Source organism: Streptomyces sp. NPDC002886, from assembly GCF_042888445.1.
In the GTDB taxonomy this organism is placed as follows: domain Bacteria; phylum Actinomycetota; class Actinomycetes; order Streptomycetales; family Streptomycetaceae; genus Streptomyces.
In genome coordinates this window covers 565679-583280 of record NZ_JBIAPV010000004.1, presented here as the reverse complement: position 1 = coordinate 583280, position 17602 = coordinate 565679, and the positions used below count along the sequence as shown (strand labels likewise).

General features: G+C 74.7%; 17 protein-coding genes. 7 read left to right on the top strand and 10 right to left on the bottom strand.

Going from position 1 to position 17602, the window contains the following annotated elements; all coding sequences use genetic code 11:
• Positions 1 to 110 precede the first annotated feature (110 nt).
• Together ACFYYB_RS20980 and ACFYYB_RS20975 are read right to left on the bottom strand one after the other, a co-directional pair.
• Positions 111 to 569 carry a Crp/Fnr family transcriptional regulator gene (locus tag ACFYYB_RS20980; RefSeq protein WP_389436722.1) on the bottom strand — a complete coding sequence of 153 codons (459 nt, stop codon included), beginning with the start codon at positions 567 to 569 and terminating at the stop codon, positions 111 to 113.
• Between the two features lie 132 nt (positions 570 to 701).
• On the bottom strand, positions 702 to 1004 hold the full coding sequence (locus tag ACFYYB_RS20975; RefSeq protein ID WP_389436721.1) for a hypothetical protein: 303 nt from the start codon (positions 1002 to 1004) through the stop codon (positions 702 to 704).
• 379 nt (positions 1005 to 1383) lie between these two features.
• On the opposite strand from ACFYYB_RS20975, the gene ACFYYB_RS20970 reads away from it, so the two are divergent.
• Positions 1384 to 4113 carry a DNRLRE domain-containing protein gene (locus ACFYYB_RS20970; protein ID WP_389436720.1) on the top strand — a complete coding sequence of 910 codons (2730 nt, stop codon included), beginning with the start codon at positions 1384 to 1386 and terminating at the stop codon, positions 4111 to 4113.
• Between the two features lie 25 nt (positions 4114 to 4138).
• Here ACFYYB_RS20970 and ACFYYB_RS20965 read toward each other — a convergent pair whose 3' ends face one another.
• Positions 4139 to 4447: an ArsR/SmtB family transcription factor gene (locus tag ACFYYB_RS20965; RefSeq protein WP_389436719.1), complete on the bottom strand. Its 309-nt coding sequence runs from the start codon at positions 4445 to 4447 to the stop codon at positions 4139 to 4141.
• A gap of 73 nt (positions 4448 to 4520) precedes the next feature.
• On the opposite strand from ACFYYB_RS20965, the gene ACFYYB_RS20960 reads away from it, so the two are divergent.
• A complete protein-coding gene (locus ACFYYB_RS20960) occupies positions 4521 to 6533 on the top strand; it encodes a heavy metal translocating P-type ATPase (RefSeq protein WP_389436717.1) in 2013 nt (670 codons plus the stop codon).
• On the opposite strand, the gene ACFYYB_RS20955 is transcribed toward ACFYYB_RS20960, so the two are convergent.
• Positions 6521 to 7027, bottom strand: a complete 507-nt coding sequence (locus ACFYYB_RS20955) for a DUF3224 domain-containing protein (RefSeq protein WP_389436716.1) — start codon at positions 7025 to 7027, stop codon at positions 6521 to 6523. The genes ACFYYB_RS20960 and ACFYYB_RS20955 overlap by 13 nt on opposite strands.
• 131 nt (positions 7028 to 7158) lie before the next feature.
• Here ACFYYB_RS20955 and ACFYYB_RS20950 point away from each other — a divergent pair, with 131 nt between their 5' ends.
• Positions 7159 to 8181, top strand: coding sequence for a helix-turn-helix transcriptional regulator (locus ACFYYB_RS20950; protein ID WP_389436714.1), 1023 nt, complete (start codon positions 7159 to 7161; stop codon positions 8179 to 8181).
• Between the two features lie 121 nt (positions 8182 to 8302).
• On the top strand, positions 8303 to 10147 hold the full coding sequence (locus tag ACFYYB_RS20945; protein WP_389436713.1) for a hypothetical protein: 1845 nt from the start codon (positions 8303 to 8305) through the stop codon (positions 10145 to 10147).
• Between the two features lie 14 nt (positions 10148 to 10161).
• Here the strand turns inward: ACFYYB_RS20945 and ACFYYB_RS20940 are convergent, their stop codons facing one another.
• Positions 10162 to 10530 carry a S26 family signal peptidase gene (locus ACFYYB_RS20940; protein WP_389436712.1) on the bottom strand — a complete coding sequence of 123 codons (369 nt, stop codon included), beginning with the start codon at positions 10528 to 10530 and terminating at the stop codon, positions 10162 to 10164.
• Between the two features lie 55 nt (positions 10531 to 10585).
• Positions 10586 to 11056: a hypothetical protein gene (locus ACFYYB_RS20935; RefSeq protein ID WP_389436711.1), complete on the bottom strand. Its 471-nt coding sequence runs from the start codon at positions 11054 to 11056 to the stop codon at positions 10586 to 10588.
• 153 nt (positions 11057 to 11209) lie between these two features.
• Between ACFYYB_RS20935 and ACFYYB_RS20930 the strand changes: the two genes are divergently transcribed.
• Entirely contained in the window at positions 11210 to 11563 is a 354-nt protein-coding gene (locus ACFYYB_RS20930) for a hypothetical protein (RefSeq protein ID WP_389436710.1), read from the top strand.
• Here ACFYYB_RS20930 and ACFYYB_RS20925 read toward each other — a convergent pair.
• The 3 genes from ACFYYB_RS20925 to ACFYYB_RS20915 form a co-directional block, all read right to left on the bottom strand.
• Positions 11530 to 12075: an adenylate kinase gene (locus ACFYYB_RS20925; protein ID WP_389436709.1), complete on the bottom strand. Its 546-nt coding sequence runs from the start codon at positions 12073 to 12075 to the stop codon at positions 11530 to 11532. The two genes, ACFYYB_RS20930 and ACFYYB_RS20925, sit on opposite strands and share 34 nt — an antisense overlap.
• Before the next feature lie 29 nt (positions 12076 to 12104).
• Positions 12105 to 12941 carry a MerR family transcriptional regulator gene (locus ACFYYB_RS20920; protein ID WP_389436708.1) on the bottom strand — a complete coding sequence of 279 codons (837 nt, stop codon included), beginning with the start codon at positions 12939 to 12941 and terminating at the stop codon, positions 12105 to 12107.
• A gap of 73 nt (positions 12942 to 13014) precedes the next feature.
• On the bottom strand, positions 13015 to 13503 hold the full coding sequence (locus ACFYYB_RS20915) for a hypothetical protein (protein ID WP_389436707.1): 489 nt from the start codon (positions 13501 to 13503) through the stop codon (positions 13015 to 13017).
• Positions 13504 to 13881: 378 nt separating this feature from the next.
• Here ACFYYB_RS20915 and ACFYYB_RS20910 point away from each other — a divergent pair, with 378 nt between their 5' ends.
• Together ACFYYB_RS20910 and ACFYYB_RS20905 are read left to right on the top strand one after the other, a co-directional pair.
• A complete protein-coding gene (locus ACFYYB_RS20910) occupies positions 13882 to 15234 on the top strand; it encodes an MFS transporter (RefSeq protein WP_389436706.1) in 1353 nt (450 codons plus the stop codon).
• A 591-nt stretch (positions 15235 to 15825) separates the two neighbouring features.
• Positions 15826 to 16602 carry a peptidoglycan-binding protein gene (locus tag ACFYYB_RS20905; RefSeq protein WP_389436704.1) on the top strand — a complete coding sequence of 259 codons (777 nt, stop codon included), beginning with the start codon at positions 15826 to 15828 and terminating at the stop codon, positions 16600 to 16602.
• A gap of 68 nt (positions 16603 to 16670) precedes the next feature.
• On the opposite strand, the gene ACFYYB_RS20900 is transcribed toward ACFYYB_RS20905, so the two are convergent.
• On the bottom strand, positions 16671 to 17414 hold the full coding sequence (locus ACFYYB_RS20900; protein ID WP_389436703.1) for an SDR family NAD(P)-dependent oxidoreductase: 744 nt from the start codon (positions 17412 to 17414) through the stop codon (positions 16671 to 16673).
• Positions 17415 to 17602: the final 188 nt, after the last annotated feature.

Here is a 17602-nt window from a genome sequence, read left to right as displayed (position 1 = left end):
CACCTCTACTTCCCGTCACGCACCGCGCACGCATGACCGCAGACCGCAGCGGTCCCGGGTGGCTGACCTGTGGGGGAGCGCCCGGCGGAATCGGCCCGAACCCGACCGGATCAGCTCGCGGCGAGGCGGGGGGCGTACAGGTCCATGAGGCGGGTCCGGGTCTGGTGCAGCCGCAGGGCGAGGACCCGCCCGACCCAGTGGCCGAGGGCGGACCCGAAGGCCGGGTCGGCGTCCATGAGCATCCGTACGGTCGTGGCGTCGAACTCGTACGCGCGCACCGGCGTCATGGCCTCGGCGCCCAGCTGCCACACGTACGGCGGGAAGAGCCACGACCACCCGACCAGTTCTCCGGGGCCCAGGCTCTCGATCGGGGTGGGCCGGCGGCCCGGTACCGGGATCTCCAGGGTCACGGTGCCGGAGCGCACGATCCAGAAGGAATCGGCCCGGCTGCCCTCGTCGAAGATGCGCGCGCCCTCGTGGAAATTGACGTCACGGGCATGGGACATCAGCCGCCCGCGATGCTCGGTCGACAGGACGGCAGCGATCCGGATGGGGGAAGGTGTGCTCACGACGGCCTCCGATCGGGACCCCCCGCTCACCCCAGTGTCGCCGACGGCGGACCGAATCCGGGGCGTCCGTCTCCGGGCAATTGTCCGATTTTCGGCGAGGTAAACCCCGGGGGCCGGAACGGCTGCCCCCGGCTACTCCTCGGCGCCCGCCTCCAGGCAGGCCAGCTCCATGGCGTCGAGCACGGCCTCGTGGGTGCGCCCGCTCAGCTCGGAGACGTTCTCGATCTGCGCCGTCGCCCAGGCCGCCAGGGTCATGACCAGCACGCGGAGCCCGTCGGTGCCGTGCTCGGCGAGGATCTCGTCGGCGGTGTCCATCGCCCTTTCGGGCACCTGTTCCGGTGGTTCGAGCCCGGCCAGGCAGCGGAGCAGGGTCAGGGTGCGGCGGGAGATCTCGGGGGTCATCCTCGCCAGTCGCGTGTCTTCTTCGTCGTTCATCCCGCTCATCCCGCTCCGCCCCTCCGGTTCCGCGCCCGGTTCCGCGCCCGGTTCGGTGCCCGGTTCCGCGCCCGCGTACGTGCCCGGGCGTGCGCTCCTGCCCGAGCCTGTGCCGTCCCCCCAGGGCACCGTAGAGGGGTGCGGGCCCTTGCGGGGCGGCAATCGGGAGAACGGGCCCCGGCGTCCCAGGTTCCGGACGGGTGGATCCGGGCGATGGGTGCGCGATCGGCGCGATTCGGCATCCGATGCGTCAAGTGCGGTGAACGGAAGCGGGATTCCCCCTAGGGTGCCCGTGGCCACGGACGTGGACGTCCGTACGATGGTTTCCGGCCATTCGGCTTTTCACCACGCGTCATCGATTCACCGAACTGGGGGGTTCATGCGTAGATCCAGAGGGCTGGCAGCCGCTCTCACCCTGGCCCTGGCCGGCACCTGCACGGCCATGGGCCTCGGCTTCACCGAAGAGGCCGCGGCCGTCACCCCGCCGGTGGCGTTCACCGCCGACGAACTGCCCACCTGGCAGGCCAACGGTGTCGTCTGGGCCCTCGCCGAGGCCGGCGACCAGGTCTTCGTCGGCGGCACCTTCTCCGCGGTGCGTCCGCCGGAAGGCGCCGCCGGCACCGAGCAGGAGGCGGTGAACTTCGCGACGCTCGACGCCGCGACGGGCGCCCCGACCTCCTGCAAGCTGTCGTTCACCGTCGGCTCCGGCACCGCCACGGTCCGTGCGCTCGTGCTCTCGCCGGACAAGACGACCCTGTACGCCGGCGGCTACTTCGGCGCGGTCAACGGCACCGCGGTCTCCAGCATCGCCGCCGTCGACGTGGCGACCTGCACCGTGAAGACCGGCTTCCGGCCCGCCTTCGCGGCCACCGTCCGGGCCCTCGCCGTCAGCGGCGACACCGTGTACGCGGGCGGGGACTTCCTCACCGTCGCGGGCCAGCCCCGCGAGCGGTTCGCCGCCGTCGACGCGGCCGACGGCACGCTGAAGCCCTTCACCGCGAACGCCGACGAGCCGGGCCGGGCCGTCGAGCTCACCCCGGACGGCGAACACGTGCTCCTGGGCGGTGACTTCTTCACCGTGGGCGGTACGAACAGCCACGCCCTCGCCGTCGTCGACGCGACGAGCGGAGCCGTCACCAAGGCCTACCCGGGCTTCATCGAGACCAACTCGGTGGTCAAGGACATCGCCACCGACGGGACCGGCTTCTACACCGGAAACGAGGGAACGGGCGGAGGCGTCTTCGACGGCCGGATCGCCCTGAACCTGAACGACTTCGGCCAGCGCTGGCGCGACACCTGCCTCGGGGCGACCCAGGCCGTGCTCCCGTACCAGGACGTGCTCTACAGCGCCTCGCACGCGCACGACTGCTCCAGCGTCGGCGAGTACCCGGACGGCCAGCGCCACCACCTGCTCGCGCAGCCGACCGCCGCGACCGGCAAGCTGGGCTGGGCCCCCGACACCAACGACGGCATCGGCGAGGGCATCGGCCCGCGCGTGATGGCGGTCGGCGCCAAGAGCGGCGTCCAGTACCTCTGGGTCGGCGGCGAGTTCACCACCGTCAACGGCGCGGCGCAGCAGAGCCTGACGCGCTTCGCCTCCACCGGGGACACGGGCGCGCCCAGCGTCCCGGTGGTCAGCGCCGTCAGCTTCAAGCCCGGTGAGGTCCAAGTGCGCTGGCGCACCAGCCTCGACCTGGACGACAGCGCGCTCACGTACAAGGTCTACCGGGGCGGTTCGGCCACGCCGATCGCCACGGTCGCGGCGGACTCGCTGTTCTTCCGTCGCCCGCAGGCCTCCTGGACCGACACCAACGTCACGGCGGGGCAGTCCTACACCTACCGGGTGACCGCCACCGACGCGGCCGGCAACGCCAGCGCCCTGTCGGCGACGGCGAGCGTGACGGTCCCGAACTCGGCCGACGCGTACCCCAGCGCGGTCCGCGCGGACGGAGCCCAGCTGTTCTGGCGCTACGACGAGTCGGCCCTGCCCTTCGTGGCGGACTCCTCGGACGGCAACCAGAGCGGTGTGCACCTGAACGCCCCCGCCCTGCGCCAGACGCCCGGTGCGGTCTCGGGCGCGAGCACGGCCATCGGCTTCAACGGCACGGACACCCAGGTGTACGGGGACCGGCGGCAGAACGTCGGCTCGACCTACAGCATCGAGACCTGGTTCAAGACGAACACCACCACCGGCGGCAAGCTCGTCGGGTTCGGCAACAACCAGTCCCGCGGCAGCAGTCAGTACGACAAGCACATCTACATGACCAATGCCGGCCGGCTCGTCTACGGCGTCTACAGCGGCGGCACCCACACCGTCACGACCGCCGCCGCGTACAACGACGACCAGTGGCACCACGTCGTCGCGACCCAGGGCCCGGGTGGCATGACCCTGTACGTGGACGGGGTCCAGAAGGGCACGCTGGGCTTCACCGCGCACGAGAACTTCGCCGGCTACTGGCACGTCGGCGGCGACAGCCTCGGCGGCTGGCCGGACCGTCCGGTCAGCGAGTACTGGGCGGGCAAGCTGGACGAGACCGCCGTCTACCCGACGGTCCTGAGCGCGGCCCAGGTCCAGAACCACCACGCCCTGGCCACCGCCCCGGCCGACTCGGTCGTCGAGGTCCAGGCCGCGGAGGACACGTACGCCAACGCGGGCGCCCCGGGCACCAACTACGGGACGTCCGGCTCGCTCGCGGTCCGCGGAAGCTCGTTCTACGCGAGCTACCTGCGGTTCAACCTGCCGGCCGCGCCCGCCGGCACGGTGCTCAAGTCGGCCACGCTGAGCGTGAAGACCAGCACCATGAGCGGCGCCGGTACGACGGACACGGTCTCCGTGCTCCCGGTCACCGGCTCCTGGACGGAGGCTGGGACCACGTACGCCAACCGCCCGGCGCTCGGCAGCCCGGCGCTCGGCAGCTTCGCGGGTGTCGCGGAGGGGTCGGCCGTCCAGACGACCGGCCTCGACAAGGCCGCGGTCGCCGGAGGGCTCGGCGGTGCGTACAGCCTGGCGCTGAGCAGCGCCGGTACGGACGCGCTGTGGCTGTGGTCCTCGGAGGCCGCGGCCAACGAGGGCTCGCCGAAGCTGACGCTCACCTTCGGCGCCCCGTAGCCGGAGCCGTTCCCACGTCCGGTTCCTACGGGCGTCCGCCGTGGTGGACGTGCGCCAGGATCTGGCGGAGCAGGGCGACGACGTGCTCGTCGTGGAGTTCGTAGATCACGCTGCGTCCGTCGCGCCGGCCGGTCACCAGGTCGAGGTGGCGCAGGAGCCGCAGATGGTTCGAGACGGTGGGCTGGCCGAGGTCGAGTGCCTCGGCCAGCTCGCCGACCGAGCAGGGGGCCCGCAGCAGGCGCGCGAGGATGCGGATCCGGGCCGGGGAGGCCAGGCCCTGCAGGACCTCGGCTACGGCGGCGGCGTCCGGTTCGGTGAGCGGTTCCGGTTCCATGCCCGTCACCTTAGATCAATACATCAGGATCTCTCCAGATCCATATATTTCAACATGCTGATATGTTGATGTCATGAATGAAGTGGAGAATGCGACCACGAGCGGTGCCGCGACCACCCACCGCCACGGATTCCTCGGAGAGCGCGCGGAGCTGGTCAGCGCCCTGCTCGCCCTCGCCGTCTACCTCACGGGCCTCACCCTCCAGCTCACCGGATACGGAGGCCCCGTCCCGCAGGCCCTCTTCGTCGCGGCGTACGCCTTCGGCGGGTTCTTCACCCTCCGCGAGGCCCTGCTCGCCGTGCGCGGCGGCCGCTTCCAGGTCGACTTCCTCATGCTCGTCGCCGCGGCCGGCGCCGCCGCGATCGGGCGCTGGGAGGAGGGGGCCGTCCTGCTCGTCCTGTTCAGCCTCGGCCACGCCCTGGAGGGCTACGCCATGGGCCGGGCCCGCCGCTCCATCGAAGCGCTCGGCGCGCTGGCCCCGCGTACCGCCCTGGTCCGCCGGGGCCCGGGCGCGCCGGTGGAGGTCCCGGTCGAGGAGCTGGCCGTCGGTGACACCGTCGTCGTCCGCCCCCACACCCGTGTCCCGGCCGACGGCTTCGTCGCCGCCGGCTCCGGCAGCGTCGACCAGGCGCCCATCACGGGCGAGAGCGTGCCCGTGGACAAGGTCCCCGTCACCGACCGGGCCGGGGCCCTCGCCGACCCGGGCGCCATCGGCCCGGACAGCCGCGTCTACGCCGGCACGGTCAACGGCTCGGGCGCCCTCGACATCGCCGTCACCCGTCTCGCCGGGGAAAACACCCTGGCCAGGGTCGTCAAGCTGGTTCAGGACGCCGAGGAGCGCACCTCGCCGACTCAGCGGTTCACGGAGCGGTTCACGAAGTTCTTCGTACCGGGCGTCCTCGTACTCGTCGCCGTACTGCTCGCCGTCGGCGCGCTCACCGGCGAGCCCTTCGCCGACACCTTCTACCGCGCCATGGCCGTCCTCGTCGCCGCCAGCCCCTGCGCCCTGGCCATCGCCACCCCGGCCGCCGTGCTCAGCGCGGTGGGCCGGGCGGCGCGCGGGGGCGTACTGGTCAAGGGAGGGGCGCCGCTGGAGGAGTTCGGCCGGCTGCGGACCATCGCCTTCGACAAGACCGGCACCCTGACCGAGGGCCGGCCCCGCCTCACCGAGATCGAGCCCGTCCGCACCGCCGGGCGCGAGGAGCTGCTGCGCACCGCCGTCGCCGCGCAGCGCCTCAGCGACCACCCCCTCGCGCAGGCCGTGGTCCGCGACGGCGCGGCACTCCTGCCGGCCGTCGCCGCCCCGGAGGAGTCGCTCTCCGGGGTCGCCCCTTCGGAGGCCGGCGCTCTGCGCGCCCTCGTCGGCCTCGGGATCGTGGCCGAGATCGACGGGGAGGCCGTCCACATCGGCAGCCTCGCCTACGCGGACACCCTCGAGGGCCCGCCCGTACCGGCCCGGCTCCGCGACCGTACGGAGGAACTCGCCCGGACCGGCCGCACGACGATGCTGGTCCGCCGGGGCGACCGCTGGCTCGGCACGCTCGGCCTGATGGACGCCCCGCGCCCCGAGGCCGCCGCGACGGTGGCCGCCCTGCGCGGGCTCGGGGTGCGGCGGACCGTGATGCTGTCCGGCGACGACCAGCGGGTGGCCGACGCGGTGGGCCGCGCGATCGGCATGGACGAGGTCCGGGGCGGCCTGCTGCCCGAGGACAAGGTCGCCGAGGTGACCCGGCTGCGCCGCACGGCCCGTACGGCGATGATCGGCGACGGCGTGAACGACGCCCCGGCCATGGCCGGAGCCACCGTCGGCGTGGCGATGGGCGCGGCCGGCTCGGCCGTGGCACTGGAGACGGCGGACATCGCCCTGATGTCCGACGACCTGCGCCGGCTCCCCTTCATCACCGGTCTCAGCCGCCGCGCGAGCCGCATCATCCGGCAGAACCTCTGGCTGAGCCTCGGCATCGTGGCGGTGCTCGTCCCGGCCACCGCGCTCGGCCTCGGCATCGGCCCGGCGGTCCTGGTCCACGAGGGCTCCACCCTCGTGGTCGTCGCCAACGCGCTGCGCCTGCTGCGCTACGCCGACTGATCCGCGGGCGCTGCCGCGGGCGCTGCCACGGGCGCTCCCGCGGCCGTTGCCGCCGGCGTGAACGCGAAGTCGAAGGCGTACTCGACCGAGGTGTCGCCGTAGCGGTGGACGAAGGAGCCCGAGCCGCGGAGACCGATCAGGCCGCCGGTGCCCGATCCGGGGACCACGGTGAAGTCGCAGTGGGTGCCGGTGGCGTCGAAGGAGCCGCGTTCCTCCAGAACGAAGGCGCCTTCGCGGCCGTCGACGGTACCGGTGACCAGCTCCATGCCGGCGAAGGTGCCGGCGGCCTCCCCCGTGTAGGCCACGGTGTAGGCGCAGGTCGTCGCGGGGGCGGTGAGGGCGCCGGTGAAGGCGTTGGTGACCTTGGCCTGGGCCAGGCGGGGGAATACCCCTTCCGGGCCCACGGGGTGCTCCTCCCAGTCCTTGAAGGTGAAGCTGTTGGCGGCGGATGCGGTGGTCGGGGTGGTCTCGGTGGTCTGGGTGGTCTGGGGCACGGGGGTCTCCTGGTCCGGGTCCTGCGGGTGCGGGTGTGGTGCGTCCTGCGGGGGCGGGCTGTCGGCCCGTCCGCGCACAGCCTGGGCGGTGTACCTGACACCTCCTGTCAGGTATGCCGGACAATGACCGCATGCGCGCCGACCGGCTCCTCTCCCTCCTCCTGCTGCTCCAGAACCGCGGCCGGATGACCGCCCCCGAACTCGCCGCCGAGCTGGAGGTCTCCGTCCGGACCGTGTACCGGGACGTCGAGGCGCTCGGCGCCTCCGGGATCCCCGTCCACGCGGACCGCGGGCCGGCGGGCGGGTTCCGCCTCGTCGACGGCTACCGGACCCGGCTCACCGGTCTCACCGACGTCCAGGCGGGCTCCCTGTTCCTCGCCGGCGCCCCCGGCCCCGCGCGGGACCTCGGCCTCGGCGCGGACCTCGCCGCCGCCCAGCTGAAGCTCCAGGCCGCCCTGCCGGCAGAACTCGCCGACCGGTCCCGCCGGATCCAGCAGCGCTTCCACCTCGACGCTCCCGCCTGGTTCCGCGACGCCGACCCCGTGCCGCACCTCGCGCGGATCGCCGAGGCGGTGTGGGAGCACCGGATCCTGAAGACCCACTACCGCCGCTGGCGGGGAGCTGTCCACCGGGAGCTGTGGCCCCTCGGACTCGTCCTCAAGGGGGGCATCTGGTACCTGGTCGCCCGGGCCGCGGAGGCGGAGGCGGCTGCGGAGGAGGCCGAGGGCGCCGTGCGGACCTATCGGGTGGGGCGGTTCCTCGCGGTGGACACCCCGGGCGAACGCTTCGAACGCCCCGACGGCTTCGAACTCGCCGCGTACTGGGTGGAGTCCACCCGCCGCATGGAGGCGGCCTCGCGCCGGCAGACCGCCGTCGTACGGCTCTCCCCGCGCGCCCGGCGCCTGCTGCCGATGTGGTTCGGGGCGGCGGGCGTCCGCGCCCTCGCCACCGCGGGCCCGCCCGACGCGGAGGGCTGGGCGGTCGTGGAACTCGCCGTCGAGTCCGATGCCATGGCCGTCGGCGACCTGCTCCGCCTCGCTGCGGAGGCCGAGGTGCTCGGCCCACCGGAACTGCGCCGGGCCCTCACCGCCGCGGTGGCCGAACTGGCCGGGCGCTACCGTGAAAGCGGGCGAGAAGCCGGTGAGAGCTCGTGAGAAACCGGTTGCGCCCGGCCGGCGGCACGGCGAAGATCCACGCCATGACGATGCGAAAGGGCGTTCTGCGCCCGGGGCTTTGAGCCCCCGACCGCCGGGTCCCGAGGGCCCGGCCGGCCTTGTGGACGCCTGGCTGGAAGAGGCCGGGCGGGATCGTACGGGCCATGCCCACGCGGCGGCCCGCTCCGCGGTCTTCGACGCCGTACGCCGTGACGCCGACGGCCCCGAAGCGCGGCGGCTCGCCTCCCTGGCGACCGAGGCACGGGGCGACGCACGGCTGTGGGTGCTCCGGCTGCTCACCGAGCTGACGTCCGGCGCCGAGGACCGTACGGCCGCGGCCCGGACCGCGCTGCCCTTGCTGGCCGACCCCGACCCGCCCGTGCGGCGGGCGGCCGCCTGGCTGCTCGCCGCGGCGGACCGGGCGGGGGCCGTGGAGATCCTGACCGCCCCCGGAGACGACCCCGGCGCACCCGACCCCGGCACACCGGACCTCGCCGCACCCGACCCCGGCGTACCCGACCCGGTGGCCCGCCTCGCGCTCGCCGAGGCCTTGCTCGTACGGGGCGGGGACGGCCTCGTGGAGCGGCTGCGCGGTGACGCCGATCCGGCGGTCAGACTGCGCGCCGCCCCGGCTCCCGAAGGCGAAGCGGTCCTCGAGGACCGCGACGCCGCCGGGAGTCGGATCGCCGGTCCCGGCAGCCTGGTGGCCTGGAGGATCGGCACCGTGTGGGGGATGAATGCGCGCCGCTCCGTGGACGAGAGCACCTGCTACGCGTGGGTCGCCCGGCTCGCGGCCCGGCCGACGGAGGCGGCCCGGCTCGCGGCCGTGGACCTGGCGGCGGAGGCGATGCGCCACTGGCGGGCCGCCCCGGCAGCCCTGGTACCGCACCTGCGGCCGCTGCTGGCGGACCCCGTGGCGGCTCCGGCGGCCGTACGCGTGCTCGGCGCCTCGCTGGAGGCCGCCCGGCTGTGCCGGGAGGAACTGGCGGAGCCGGGCCCCGCCCGGGCGGAGGCGGCCACCTTGGCGCTCGCCCGGATCGGGGACGTACGGGCCCTCCCGGAGCTCTGCCGGGTCGTCCGCGCGGGGGCGTCCGGGCGGCAGCTCGGAGAGGCCGCCAGGGGGCTCGCCGAGGTACCCGGCACGGACCTCGCCCCGCTCGTGGAGGCGGCCGCGGCGGCCGTGGACCTGCCCGGGCCCCACGACGCCGGACGGGCACTGACCGTCCTGAGCGCGTGCGGAGCGGCCGCAGCCCATGCGGTGCCGGTGCTGGTCAGGTTGCTGACCGAGCTGCCGGCCGGGCCGGCGAGCGGCCGGGGGGACGGCGGCCCGCACCACCAGCGGGCGGGCCGTCTGGCGGGCAGCCTGATCGCCGCGCTCGGAGCCATCGGTCCGGCGGCGGCCCCCGCCCTGCCCCTGCTCGACTCGCTCCCCGAGAACGGCCCGGGCACCCGGGGCGGGCAGACCGCCATGGCCCTGATCCGCATCTCCGGGGACCGCCGGCGCGCGGAAGAGACGCTCGGCGGGCTGGGGGACCGGCCGCGCGACATCGACCTGGCGGCCCGGATCCTGGAGTGGCTGGCCGACCACGGCGGGCTGGAGCCCCACCACCTGAGCCGACTCCGGGCGAACGCCGCCGATGCGGAGCGCGCGCACCCGCGACTCCTCGCCACCTTGTGGCTGCACGCCGGGGACGAGCCGACGGGACCGTCGCTCGACGCCTTCCTCGACCATGTGGTGCGCGACGGGTTCGGCCTGTACGTCTGCCGGGTCCTGGGATCCCTGGGTCCCGCCGCGGCACCGGCCCTGTCCACCCTGCGGGCGGTGGCGGAGCAGAGCGTTCGCGTCCCGATGTACTTCGGCGACCAGGAGGAGGAGATGCGCGAGGACGAACGGCTGGCCGAAGCGGTACGGAACACCCTGCGGCGGATCGACGGTCTCCGGACGGAAGGACCGGGCCCGGTCTAGGCGTCTCTTTCGGATCAGGCGGGCGCCGCGGTGTCCGGCGCCCCGCGGACCTTGGCCGACGACCCGGGGCGGGGGACGTCGTCCACCGCGAGGCAGATGCCGAAGACCCGGTCGTGGCCGGTCCAGCCGTTGACGCGGCCGCGGTTGTTGGAGATCTGGACCCGGCGGCGCGGGGCGTCCACGGCCGTGACGAGGTGCAGGTACACCGTGCCGGACACCCGGGCCAGCACGATGTCGCCAGGTTCGAGCAGAGTGGGGTCGGCCGGGGCGACGCGGACCCGTTGGCGGCTGTGGACGAGCGGGACCATGGACGTGCCGGTGGGCCGGAACTCCACCGTCGCGCCCGCGCGGACACGTTCCGCCTGGACTTCGAGCATTCCCATCGGGCGAGTGTGCCCCGGTGCCGGGCCCGGCGGACACCGGATTTCGCCGGCCGCCTCAGGGAGCCGGCGGTGGCTCGACCTCCAGGAAGCGGCGGCGGCGGGGGCCGCGGTACAGCAGGCAGACCCAGCCGAGCCGTTCGAGCGCGGCCGCGCAGGCCGTGAGGCGCTCCTGCTCCTCCTCGGCCGCGCCGCCTCCCGGCGGGCCGAGCCAGGTCACCTCGACGCGGCCGTCCCCCGACGCCGCGGGGCCCACCCGATACCCGGTCCGGGTGCGCGGCCCGTCCGGGTCCCGTGGATCCCGCGCCGACGGCGGGATGCCCGCCGCCTCCAGTGCGAGGGCCACCGCGCGCGGCATCAGCCGGAGCTCCCACGGGGCGGGAACCGCCGCGCCCGACGGGCCGTTGACGAGCCGGCGGATCTGCAGCAGGCCCTCGTAGGCGGTACGGAGCTCCGCCGCGCGGCCCGCTCCGGAGGGCGCGGGGCCGTCGCCGCTCGCCGGTTCGAAGCCCTGCCCGGGTGTGTTCACGTACGGCCGTCCCCTCGTCCGATCCGATCCGGTCCGATCCGGTCCCGTCCGGGTCCGTCCCGTCTCGTCCGGGTCGCTTCTGAGTACCTCACACCCAACGGTCTGAGTATCAGGCCCGATTCCCGGGACGGCCCCCGCTGATGGAATGGGGGCATGACCTCCGAAGCCGGCATCGCCACTGCCACCGCCACCGCGCCCGCCGCGAGCCGCCCGCGGATGCAGCAGCACGTGACCACCGCCGGCTCGGCCCTGGCCGTGGCCCTGGTCCCGCTCGTGGTCGGGGTCCTGGTGGCCAAGGGGCTCGCCGCCGATCCGCACGCACCGGTCAACGCCCTGATCACCGGCGGCGGCCAGCGTGCCGGTCTGCCGCGGGCGGAGTGGCGCCGCCGGGGGCACGCCACTCTGCGCCGGCTGCGCACGGTCCGCCGGGGAGCCGTGCGCGGCACGGTGCGGGGCGCCGCGCGGGGACGTGCCTACGTGACGCCCGGCCGCCCCGCCGGGCGCTGAGCCCGCAGCCAGGCTTCGGCGGCCTTCGGGGAGCGCAGCCGGACCACCCGCAGCGGGGCGAACCGTGCGTCATCGGCCAGCGCGCCGATCTCCGCCCGCCGGGCCCCGTACTGGGACCAGGCCCACCACGCGGGATGGTCGGCGAGCAGCCACTCCCGCCACCGCTCGCGGTTGCCCCCGAACAACCGCTCCCGCAGCAGGCTCCGGCGCAGGGAGCGCACCAGCACCCGGCGCATGACGGTACGGCGCGGCTGGTCCAGCCACACCACGGTGTCGGCCCGCCGCCACAGGAACTCGCGCGCGGCCTCGGGCCCGTGGGAGTCGAGGATCCACCGGTCGCCCTCCGCGATCAGCGCGAGGTCCGCGACGTAGGACGGGCTGACGGCCCACCCGGGCCCGGAGAAGTGCAGTTCGTCCATCTCGTGGTACGGCAGGCCGAACAGTCGGCCCAACTCTCGGGCCAGGGTGGACTTGCCGGCTCCGCTGATGCCGACGACGAGTACGCGTTGCATCAGCGGAGCCTAACCGGGGGAGCGCTCCCTCAGGCGCCGAGGGGTTCCTGGAGTTCGGTGACCCACTGGTCCCGGTCCGCCGGGCAGGACAGGGACACCTCGCGGGCGTAGCCGCAGGAGCGCTCCCCGTTCGCGTCGATCCACTGGGCCAGGGCCTGTGCGGTCGGCAGGACGGAGTCCATCGAACCCCGGTGCACGACCGTCGCCGCCCGCTCGACGGCGGGCAGCACGACGATGCGTACGTCGCCTCCGAGGTCCTCGGCCCGGACGCCGGCGGCGACCGCCACCCCGGCGTGGACCAGGACGGCACCGGGCCGCGACGCGTCACCGGCGTCCTCGTAGTACGCCACGCCCGGCTCCGTCAGCGTGACTCCGGCGGCCTCGACACGGCCGAGCAGCTCGTCGTAGAGCGGGCCGATGACGGGGCCGATGTCCTGCCCCGCGTAGCTGGCGGCCACCCCGCTCAACTCGGCGAGGCGGACCGGCGGAAGGCTTTTGACGACGATGTCGATGGAAGACATGGTTCCCTCGTTCTCGATGATCCGGAGCCTCGTCTCGACCTGGGTCAGCCGGGCCGCCGCGGCGGCCATGGCCGATTCCAGTTCCGCCTGCCGCAGCCGCAGCATGCCGCGCAGCTCCTCCGCGCCGACCAGCTCGTCGAGTATCGACCCCACCTGTTCCAGGCTGAAGCCGAGTTCCTTGAGCGCGATGACACGGTTGAGGCGGGCGAGCTGCCCGGCCTCGTAGTAGCGGTAGCCACTGGCGGGGTCGACACGGGCCGGGTGCAACAGTCCGAGGGCGTCGTAGTGACGCAGCATGCGGACCGATACCCGGCCGTGCTTGGCGAAGTCTCCGATGGTGAACATGACGCCTTCCAGTGCAGGCCCTGACACGGTGTGAGAGTCAAGCGCGGCCAGACTATGCGGGCGTCGGGCCAGGTCAGCGGTCGGCTTGGCGGATGCAGAGATCCACGATGGAAGGCGGCAGAGAACCCTCCGCCGCCGCGCACAGCTCGTCCGTGCGGGGGAGGGGCGGTACGGGGTTGCGGGCGGGGCGGTCGGGCCGGACGGCGGTCGTCTTGGGCGGGTGCGCGCGGCGCGGCGCGGTCGGCTTCGCGCGCCGATCGGCCGCCGGGCGGGGAGCCTTCGCGGGCCGCCGGGAGGGTTCGCGGCCACCGTCCGGGTCGGCGTCGGACCGGTCGGCGGCGGCCCTCGCCGGGAGTTCGCCGAGGGGCGGCGGCTCGGCGGGGAGCCCGACCGGGCCGGCCGTGGAGGAGGCGTCGGCCGGTCGGCTCAGCTCCGGCGCGTCGGCGGGGGTCACGGAGTCACGCGCGGGCACACCGGTGTCCCGCGGGCCGCCGACGGACACGCAGCCGGCGCTCGCGAGGAGGGCGACGAGGGAGAGGGGCAGGGCCCGGCGCAACCGCATCGGACCACCATGCCGCACCGGCGGGCGGGCCGGTTCCCGCTCTCGCGCGTGCGGGCGGGACGGGGACGAGGGCGGAGCGGGCCGGGAAGAGCGCCGCAGGGGCTGCTGAAACGGTTCGGCGAGCTCACTGTGACCGTTTCCGCCGTGACGCGAGGTTCACCGGTCCGGGAGGACGCGCACCTGGACGGGGGTGGACCTGACGGAGAAACCCAGACAAGGTTCGGAGGGGAACGACAGTGCGGATGCCGGGGGAGGCGCGACCTCCGGTGCTCCGCGTTGCCGTGCCGGCTCCCCGGACCGGCGCCCGCCCGAGCGGCGGGAGCGCTCCGGTGGGCCGCCCGCCTGCCCTCCCGCCTGCCCTGTACGGAGTCCCGCCCCATGACCGCAGCCCCCGCGCCCGGCAACGAACCCGACGCCCCGGAGCCGAAGCACCCGCCGAGCCCCGCGCCCGCCTCCGACCCCACCACCACGACCGAGGACCGGGCCGTCGCCGGGTGGCGGGGGTGGGGGGCCGTAGGGGCCGTGGCGCTGGGGATCTTCTGCCTCATCACCTCCGAGTTGCTGCCCGTCGGCCTGCTCACCCCCGTAGGAGCCGATCTCGGTGTGTCCGACGGCACCGCCGGGCTCATGGTCACCGTGCCGGGGCTCGTCGCGGGCCTCTGCGCGCCCCTCGTCACCGTGGGCGCCGGCCGGCTCGACCGGCGCTGGGTACTGGTCGTCCTGATCGCCCTGATGGCCGTCGCCAACCTGGTCGCGGCACTCGCTCCCGGGTTTGGCGTGCTGCTGGCCGCCCGGCTGCTCGTAGGAGTCAGCGTCGGCGGGTTCTGGGCCATAGCCGGCGGCCTCGCCGTCCGCCTCGTTCCCGCGCACCACGTCGGCCGGGCCACCGCGCTCGTCTTCGGCGGAGTCCCCACCGCCTCGGTGCTCGGCGTCCCCGCCGGGACCCTGCTCGGTGAACTGGGCGGCTGGCGCTTCGCCTTCGCGGCCGTGGGCGGGCTCGGAGCGCTCACCCTGGCCGCACTGCTCCTGCTGCTCCCGCCGCTGCCGCCGACCCGGACCATCACCTTCGCCCAACTCCCCGCCCTGCTCCGGCGCAACCGCGCGGTCCGGGCCGGGGTCGCCGTCACCTTCCTGCTGGTGACCGGGCAGTTCGCCGCGTACACGTTCGTACGGCCGATCCTGCAGGACGTGTCCGGTGTGGACACCGCCTACGTGAGCACCCTCCTCCTCGGGTACGGAGTCGCGGGCGTGGCCGGCAACTTCCTGGCGGGCGCGCGGGACCCGTACCGCACGCTCTTCACCGTCGGGGCCTCCCTCGCCGTGATCCTCGCGCTGATCGCCACGGTGCCGGGCGCGGTCGCCGGGACGGTGCTGCTGCTGGCCTGGGGGCTCGTGTACGGCGGGGTCTCGGTCAGCCTCCAGAGCTGGATGATCAAGGCCGCACCGGACGACGCGGAGGCCGCCTCCTCGCTGATGGTGGCGATGTTCAACCTGGCCATCGCCGCCGGCGCCCTGTCCGGCGGTCTCGCGGTCGACGGGATCTCGGTGCCCGCCGCCGCATGGGCCGGAGCCGCCCTGATGGCGCTGGCCGCCGTCACCGTGCGGGTCACCTCCACGTCCCGCGCGGCCGGTCGGGCCGTCATGGGCACGGGTGCGGCGGCCGCCCCCGGAGTCACCGGGACCGGAGGCCGCACCGAGGACCGCGACGCCTCACCGGCCGACCGGCGATAGCCCGGAGACGGCCGGCAGGTCGCCCGGGTGATCGGCCAGTACCGGATCCCGGACCGGGAGTTGACCGTCCGCAATCCGGACGGTCGGCCGTCCGGGCCCGCGGGACGGCCGCTTCCGACGGGTCGGTTTCCGGGGAAGAGGTCATGCCCGGACGGGGCGGATGGGGCGGATCGGACATCCGGCTTGACCTGGGGCGTCTTCTGGAGAAAGAGTGCGCCGGTCGAACACCATCATCCGGACCGAACCTGCCCGAATCGTCCGGACGTCCAGCGCCACCGCACGACCGCACCCCGGAGACACCTCACATGCCCGCATCCGCCCGCCCTCCCCTCGCCTCGGCAGCGGCCGGCGGTTTCCTCGCGGCGAGCGCCGCCTGCCTTCCTGCGGCTGCCGGCGTCGAGACGGTTCCGGTCGCCCGGCGGCGCAGGACCTGACCGGTCGGGTGCGGGGGCCGACACCGCACCGCCGCGCCGGCCCCCGCACCCGCCGGGCGACAACCGCGCCCCGTGGCTCCCGCCTTGCGACCCGTGAGCCTTGCCCTGTGACCTTGCCCTGTGACCCCTGACCCCTGACCCCGATGAGAGTGGGATCGTGCCCGACGACGATCGCTTGCTCGTACGCCCCTACGTGGCCCCCTCGGGCCCGTTGCCCGGCTCGCCCGCGCCCGCCTGGCCCGAGGAGTCCGGGCGGATCTTCGTACCGACGCACTTCGGGCCGTCCGTCGTGGAGCCCGGGCCGTCACGTGCACCCGGGGAGGCGGACCGCGCTCCCGCGCAGCGCACCGAACCCCCGGCGGCCACGTCGGCTTCCGCCGTCGACCGGCGGGGCAGCCGGCTTCCGCTCGTGGGACTCGCCCTGCTCGCGCTCGGGGCGGCGGGGGCCCTCGCGTTCCTCCTGCGCAGCCCGGACCACGCGCCGCCGCGCGCCGTGGTCCGGCCGGACCTGTCGGTGCCGGTCCTCCCCGCGCGCAGCCCGGGCGCGGGCGAGGAGCCCCCGCCGGCCGGGCAGCCCGCATCCGGCCCGTCCACGCCCGGAACCCCGTCCGCGAAGGCAACGCCGGGCACGGGGCAGCCCTCTTCCGGCCCGTCGGCGAGTGCGAGCCGGGAGCCGAAGCCCGTGGGCCCGACGGGCACGCGCCCCGCGCCGGGAGGGGGCGGGACCCTGGGCCCGGGGGACCGCGGGGCCGAGGTGCGAGCCCTGCAGGAACGGCTCCACGGGCAGGGGTTCACGTACGTCTCCGTCACCGGCGTGTACGACGAGCAGACCCGGCGCGGCGTCCTGCAGCTCCAGCAGAACCGGAGCATCGAGGGCGACCCGCCGGGCGTCTACGGTCCGGCCACCCGTGCGGCCTTCGGAAGCGAGGGCTGACACGGCCGGTCCTTCCGTGCCGCGCTGAACGCCCTGCCCCGCACCGGTCGGCCGGGTCCGGGGTCCGTTCAGCGCCCGCCCGCGACGCGCAGGACCGTACCGGTCGTATACGCGGCGTCCTCGGACAGCAGCCAGGCGATGGCCGCGGCGACCTCCACCGGCTGCCCGGCCCGCCGGAGCGGGATCTCCGCGGCAGCGAGCGCCGGGCGGTCGGGGTCGCCCATGGCGGCGTGCATGTCGGTGTCGATGATGCCGGGGGCCACCGCGTTGACCCGGATCCCGTCCGGGCCCAGCTCCTTGGCGAGGCCCAGGGTCAGGGTGTCGGTGGCGGCCTTGGTGGCGGCGTAGTGGACGTAGCGGCCGGGGCTGCCGAGGGTGGCGGCCGCGGAGGAGACGTTGACGATGGCCCCGCCGCCCGACTCGGCCATGTCCCGGGCGGCCCGGCGGCAGCAGAGCAGGTAGCCGAGGAGGTTCACGTCGAGCACGCGGCGCAGGTCCTCGACCCGGATGTCGGCGAGCCGGCCCGGGGTGCCGGTGACTCCGGCGTTGTTGACGAGGCCGGTCACCGCACCGAACTCGGCGCCGGCGATGTCGAAGAGCCGCTCCACGCCGCACTCCTCTGAGGTGTCACCGCGTACGGTCACACACCGGGCGCCCGCCTTCCGGACCCGCTCGGCGGTGGCCTTGGCGGCCTCGTCGTCATGGAGGTAGCCGAGGACGAGATCGTGCCCGTCGGCGGCGAGCCGGACGCACGTGGCGGCGCCGATACCGCGACTGCCTCCGGTGACGATGGTGACTGGTCGACGTGACATGTGAGCCTCCTGTGTGACGCATTACCCCGTGTCGTGCCCACACCTGGGATGGCCGCAGGCTAACACCGCGACACCCCGGCCGACCAAGGAGAAGGTCCTCCGTGGAGCGCTCCCGAGGACCCGGAGAACTGCACGGCGCCGCCCACCCGTTGACCAACCAGGCTTGGGGGAAAGGGACTTGATGTCAC

Excerpts from the sequence above, each read along its gene's own strand:
- ACFYYB_RS20975 (WP_389436721.1), bottom strand. The coding sequence starts at position 1,004 with ATGAACGACGAAGAAGACACGCGACTGGCGAGGATGACCCCCGAGATC.
- ACFYYB_RS20970 (WP_389436720.1), top strand. The coding sequence starts at position 1,384 with ATGCGTAGATCCAGAGGGCTGGCAGCCGCTCTCACCCTGGCCCTGGCC.
- ACFYYB_RS20965 (WP_389436719.1), bottom strand. The coding sequence starts at position 4,447 with ATGGAACCGGAACCGCTCACCGAACCGGACGCCGCCGCCGTAGCCGAG.
- ACFYYB_RS20960 (WP_389436717.1), top strand. The coding sequence starts at position 4,521 with ATGAATGAAGTGGAGAATGCGACCACGAGCGGTGCCGCGACCACCCAC.
- ACFYYB_RS20950 (WP_389436714.1), top strand. The coding sequence starts at position 7,159 with ATGCGCGCCGACCGGCTCCTCTCCCTCCTCCTGCTGCTCCAGAACCGC.
- ACFYYB_RS20940 (WP_389436712.1), bottom strand. The coding sequence starts at position 10,530 with ATGGGAATGCTCGAAGTCCAGGCGGAACGTGTCCGCGCGGGCGCGACG.
- ACFYYB_RS20930 (WP_389436710.1), top strand. The coding sequence starts at position 11,210 with ATGACCTCCGAAGCCGGCATCGCCACTGCCACCGCCACCGCGCCCGCC.
- ACFYYB_RS20925 (WP_389436709.1), bottom strand. The coding sequence starts at position 12,075 with ATGCAACGCGTACTCGTCGTCGGCATCAGCGGAGCCGGCAAGTCCACC.
- ACFYYB_RS20920 (WP_389436708.1), bottom strand. The coding sequence starts at position 12,941 with ATGTTCACCATCGGAGACTTCGCCAAGCACGGCCGGGTATCGGTCCGC.
- ACFYYB_RS20915 (WP_389436707.1), bottom strand. The coding sequence starts at position 13,503 with ATGCGGTTGCGCCGGGCCCTGCCCCTCTCCCTCGTCGCCCTCCTCGCG.
- ACFYYB_RS20910 (WP_389436706.1), top strand. The coding sequence starts at position 13,882 with ATGACCGCAGCCCCCGCGCCCGGCAACGAACCCGACGCCCCGGAGCCG.
- ACFYYB_RS20900 (WP_389436703.1), bottom strand. The coding sequence starts at position 17,414 with ATGTCACGTCGACCAGTCACCATCGTCACCGGAGGCAGTCGCGGTATC.